This is a genomic window from Cedecea davisae DSM 4568 (assembly GCF_000412335.2).
Classification (GTDB): Bacteria; Pseudomonadota; Gammaproteobacteria; order Enterobacterales; family Enterobacteriaceae; genus Cedecea; species Cedecea davisae.
In genome coordinates, this window is the sequence record NZ_KE161030.1 from 1 (window position 1) to 4,508 (window position 4,508).

Annotated in this window: 4 protein-coding genes and 4 tRNA genes; 7 read left to right on the forward strand and 1 reads right to left on the reverse strand. The window is 48.6% G+C overall.

Going from position 1 to position 4,508, the window contains the following annotated elements; genetic code table 11:
* Window positions 1-326: 326 nt before the first annotated feature.
* Both murB and birA read left to right on the forward strand, forming a co-directional pair.
* Window positions 327-1,355, forward strand: coding sequence for a UDP-N-acetylmuramate dehydrogenase (murB, locus tag HMPREF0201_RS00005; protein ID WP_039899063.1), 1,029 nt, complete (start codon window positions 327-329; stop codon window positions 1,353-1,355).
* A complete protein-coding gene (gene birA / locus HMPREF0201_RS00010) occupies window positions 1,352-2,314 on the forward strand; it encodes a bifunctional biotin--[acetyl-CoA-carboxylase] ligase/biotin operon repressor BirA (RefSeq protein WP_016517373.1) in 963 nt (320 codons plus the stop codon). The genes murB and birA overlap by 4 nt, the downstream gene beginning before the upstream one ends.
* A 27-nt stretch (window positions 2,315-2,341) precedes the next feature.
* Here the strand turns inward: birA and coaA are convergent, their stop codons facing one another.
* On the reverse strand, window positions 2,342-3,295 hold the full coding sequence (gene coaA, locus HMPREF0201_RS00015; protein ID WP_071704126.1) for a type I pantothenate kinase: 954 nt from the start codon (window positions 3,293-3,295) through the stop codon (window positions 2,342-2,344).
* A gap of 450 nt (window positions 3,296-3,745) precedes the next feature.
* On the opposite strand from coaA, the gene HMPREF0201_RS00020 reads away from it, so the two are divergent.
* From HMPREF0201_RS00020 to HMPREF0201_RS00040, 5 genes are all read left to right on the forward strand, one after another.
* Window positions 3,746-3,821, forward strand: a tRNA-Thr gene (locus HMPREF0201_RS00020).
* Between the two features lie 12 nt (window positions 3,822-3,833).
* A tRNA-Tyr gene (locus HMPREF0201_RS00025) sits at window positions 3,834-3,918 on the forward strand.
* Window positions 3,919-4,035: 117 nt separating this feature from the next.
* Window positions 4,036-4,110: transfer RNA gene (locus tag HMPREF0201_RS00030), tRNA-Gly, on the forward strand.
* Between the two features lie 9 nt (window positions 4,111-4,119).
* A tRNA-Thr gene (locus HMPREF0201_RS00035) sits at window positions 4,120-4,195 on the forward strand.
* A 112-nt stretch (window positions 4,196-4,307) separates the two neighbouring features.
* A partial coding sequence (locus tag HMPREF0201_RS00040) for a GTP-binding protein (RefSeq protein WP_016517376.1) occupies window positions 4,308-4,508 on the forward strand: 201 nt, incomplete at its 3' end.

Sequence of the window (4,508 nt, forward strand, 5' to 3'; positions counted from 1 at the left end):
CGGCTGGGGTTTTTTGTTTTCTGCTATCTGGCAGACTCTGCTCTCAGAGAGTAGGACAAATCCGTAGGGAACGGATTTGCACAGCCGGAGGCTGCCCGCAGGGTGACGGGCAGGACAGCCCGGCATACAACTGCCAGGCATCAAATTAGCAATAACCCCGACCGAAAGGCCGGGGTTTTTTGCTTTCTAAGAAATATTCAAATCAGGTGAAAGGGCTCAGTCAAAAGACTGGGCCCTTTTGCTATGCGCGTTATACGGAGACAGGCAAGCCAATCCCGGCAGGATCGGGTAAACTACTTCGGTTTATATTCCGGAAAATGGCTGACATGAACTCCTCTCTTAAAACCTTCAATACCTTCGGTATTCAGGCAAATGCAGCGCAGATAGTCGTTGCTGAATCTGCACAACAACTTACTGAATCATGGGCGAAAGCCGCTCGTGCTGGGCAGCCGGTACTTATTCTGGGTGAAGGAAGCAATGTTCTTTTCCTGAAGGATTTTGAGGGAACGGTAATTGTGAATCGTATTAAAGGTATTCAGGTTACTGAATCTGACGATGCATGGTTACTTCATGTCGGCGCAGGCGAAAACTGGCATCAGCTGGTTGAATATACGTTACAGCAGGAGATGCCGGGCCTGGAAAACCTTGCTCTTATACCCGGCTGCGCAGGGTCTTCGCCAATTCAAAACATTGGCGCTTATGGCGTGGAGATCAAAAAGGTCTGCAATTATGTGGACTGTATTGAGTTGAGTACCGGTCAGGCTCTGCGTTTGAGTAATGAAGAGTGTCGGTTTGCTTATCGTGACAGTATCTTCAAACATGAATATCAGGACCGTTTTGCCATTGTGGCCGTTGGTTTCCGTCTTCCTAAAGTATGGCAGCCAATACTGAGCTACGGCGATCTGACCAGGCTTGATCCTGCCAGCGTAACCCCACGACAAATATTTGATAGTGTTTGCCACATGAGAATGTCGAAGCTTCCCGATCCTAAAGTAAATGGCAACGCGGGTAGCTTCTTTAAAAACCCGGTTATTACCGCCGAGCAGTCTGAAAAGTTATTATCCAGCTTTTCTAACGTACCACATTATCCTCAGCTGGACGGCAGCGTGAAACTTGCTGCCGGCTGGCTTATCGATCAATGTCAGCTAAAAGGTCATCGCATAGGTGGGGCAGCCGTTCATCGCCACCAGGCATTGGTGATAATTAATGAAGATGGCGCAAGCAGCGCCGATGTTATTGCTTTGGCACACTACGTCCGCCAACAGGTCGGGGCGAAATTTGATGTCTGGCTTGAGCCTGAAGTTCGCTTTATTGGCAGCACGGGTGAAGTCAGCGCTGTGGAGACGATTGCGTGAAAGATAATAAAGTCCCTCTGACGCTAATTAGCATTCTGGCCGACGGTGAGTTTCACTCTGGTGAACAGTTGGGTGAGCAGCTTGGCATGAGCCGGGCCGCAATCAATAAGCATGTTCAAACTCTGCGGGACTGGGGCATTGATGTCTTTACCGTACCGGGTAAGGGCTACAGCCTGCCGGAGCCTATTCAACTCCTGGATGAATCATTTATTAAATCTCAGGTTGCTGCAGGAACAGTTGCCGTATTACCGGTGATTGATTCAACCAACCAATATTTGCTTAACCGGATCGATACGCTCCAGTCTGGTGATGCTTGTATAGCCGAATATCAACAAGCCGGGCGCGGTAGAAGAGGGCGCCAGTGGTTTTCCCCCTTCGGCGCCAATCTCTATCTTTCTATGTACTGGCGTCTTGAGCAGGGGCCAGCGGCGGCTATTGGTCTGAGTTTAGTCATCGGCATCGTTATGGCAGAAGTGTTGCAACGGCTTGGGGCCGAAGATGTCAGAGTTAAATGGCCAAACGATCTCTATCTCAACGACCGCAAACTTGCCGGGATCCTGGTAGAGTTGACCGGTAAAACCGGCGATGCCGCGCAGATTGTCATTGGCGCAGGAATTAATCTCGCCATGAGAAATGTAGCGGCCGATGTCATTAATCAGGGCTGGATCAACCTGCAGGAAGCCGGGATAAGCATTAATAGAAATACGCTGGCAGTGACCCTGATCCAGGAGCTGCGTACAGCGCTTCAGCTGTTTGAGCAGGAAAGTCTGGTTCCATTCCTTCCTCGCTGGGAAAAACTGGATAATTTCATTAATCGACCGGTTAAATTGATTATCGGGGAACGAGAAGTTCTTGGTATTTCCCGCGGTATTAATGAGCAGGGTGGGTTATTGCTGGAACAGGACGGAATAATAAAGGCCTGGGTTGGCGGCGAGATCTCGTTGAGAGGCGCAAATTAATAAAGGGGGGTATTCCCCCTTTATTTTCTATTTACGCAATTTAACGCAGTCCACGGCGTGATTGGCGCTCTTTGTCATAATCAGGCTAGCACGATCGCGTGTTGGGAGTATGTTCTGATTTAAATTCAGAAGGTTAATTTCTTTCCAGAGCTGAGTCGCAATATTAATTGCCTCATCTTCTGAGAGTTTTGCGTAGCTATGGAAATAAGAGTTAGGATCGGTAAACGCACCTTCACGGAATTTCAGGAAACGATTGATATACCAATTCTGTAATAATTCTTCAGGCGCATCCACATAAATAGAGAAGTCCACAAAATCCGAAACAAATACATGGTGAGGATCGTGTGGATAGTCCATGCCGCTTTGCAGAACGTTTAACCCTTCAAGAATTAGGATATCCGGCTGAGCGACGATTTTATCTCCATCCGGGATAACATCGTATACCAGGTGCGAATAGACCGGAGCGGTGACGTTGGTTGCGCCGGATTTAATATCAGACACAAACTTCACCAGACGATGCATATCGTAGGACTGAGGGAAGCCTTTCTTCTTCATCAGATTGCGCTCTTTAAGCACTTTGTTCGGATGAAGGAAGCCATCGGTGGTAATCAGCTCAACCCGTCTATGCTCAGGCCAGCGGCTTAACAGGGCCTGTAAGACACGAGCTGTCGTACTTTTCCCCACGGCAACGCTTCCGGCGATGCTGATAACATACGGAATACGCTGCCCATTAGTGCCGAGGAACTGCTCAAGCACTGCCTGGCGGCGCAGATTCGAACTGATATAAAAATTAAGCAGACGAGACAGCGGCAGGTAAATCTCCGCCACTTCCTCAAGGGAAAGGTCTTCGTTAATGCCTTTTAACCGTGCGATTTCCCCTTCTGTCAGGGTCATGGGGACCGAGTCGCGCAAAGCTGCCCACTGGCTCCGGTTAAATTCTAAATAAGGGGTCGTTGCTAACATTTGCTCTTTATTACTCATAAGCATGCTTCTGCCTGTAATTCAGGACAAAATTTACGCACTACATCCACTAACGAATGCAATCAAACGCCGTGGATTAAAGGTATGTAGCGTATTTAACTTTTCAATAGTGGCAGGAGGGTAACACCGGAAGGGAGAGATCGATAAGAAAAAATCGACGGCAGTGATGTATTACGATGGATACATCACGTTGTCAGTTAGGCCAGAACATCAGTCTTATGAGTCCGTTTGCGCTGATTCCCTCTTTGATCGGGAAAAAGCCGGCGATTATTGCGCGGTTAAAAGCCGAGGTATGAAAAAACGTATTCGAAGTGGGTTAAATTTGCTCCGGGTTGCTTCTTTAGTCGCCAGATTTTCGAGATCTCGCGCAAAATGTGAGCGGTAGTGCATTTTATGCGATTTTTTTGTTGCATGAGCGGCTCTGTCTTCCTAGAATGCGCGCTACTTGATGCCGGCTTAGCTCAGTAGGTAGAGCAACTGACTTGTAATCAGTAGGTCACCAGTTCGATTCCGGTAGCCGGCACCATCAAGTACCCCAGGTGGGGTTCCCGAGCGGCCAAAGGGAGCAGACTGTAAATCTGCCGTCATCGACTTCGAAGGTTCGAATCCTTCCCCCACCACCATATTCGGCAACGCATTGCGTGGCCCGAGACGATAAGCACTTAGTTTGTCGGCTCGAATACTGAGAGGCTTCCTCTCATATTCACTACAGAAAGATTCAGGTAGCCGAGTTCCAGGATGCGGGCATCGTATAATGGCTATTACCTCAGCCTTCCAAGCTGATGATGTGGGTTCGATTCCCACTGCCCGCTCCAACAAGATGTGCTGATATAGCTCAGTTGGTAGAGCGCACCCTTGGTAAGGGTGAGGTCGGCAGTTCGAATCTGCCTATCAGCACCACTTCTTTATCTCCTCCCTGTTTCTCTTCTGTTAATGCATTCAGCTAATTCAGGCATATGCCTGGTTGATGTGGTGATACCACCGATTTATCCGTGTCTTAGAGGGACAATCGATGTCTAAAGAAAAGTTTGAACGTAAAAAACCGCACGTTAACGTCGGTACTATCGGCCACGTTGACCATGGTAAAACAACGCTGACCGCTGCAATCACTACCGTTCTGGCTAAAACCTACGGTGGTTCTGCTCGTGCATTCGACCAGATCGATAACGCACCGGAAGAAAAAGCTCGTGGTATCACCATCAACACTTCCCAC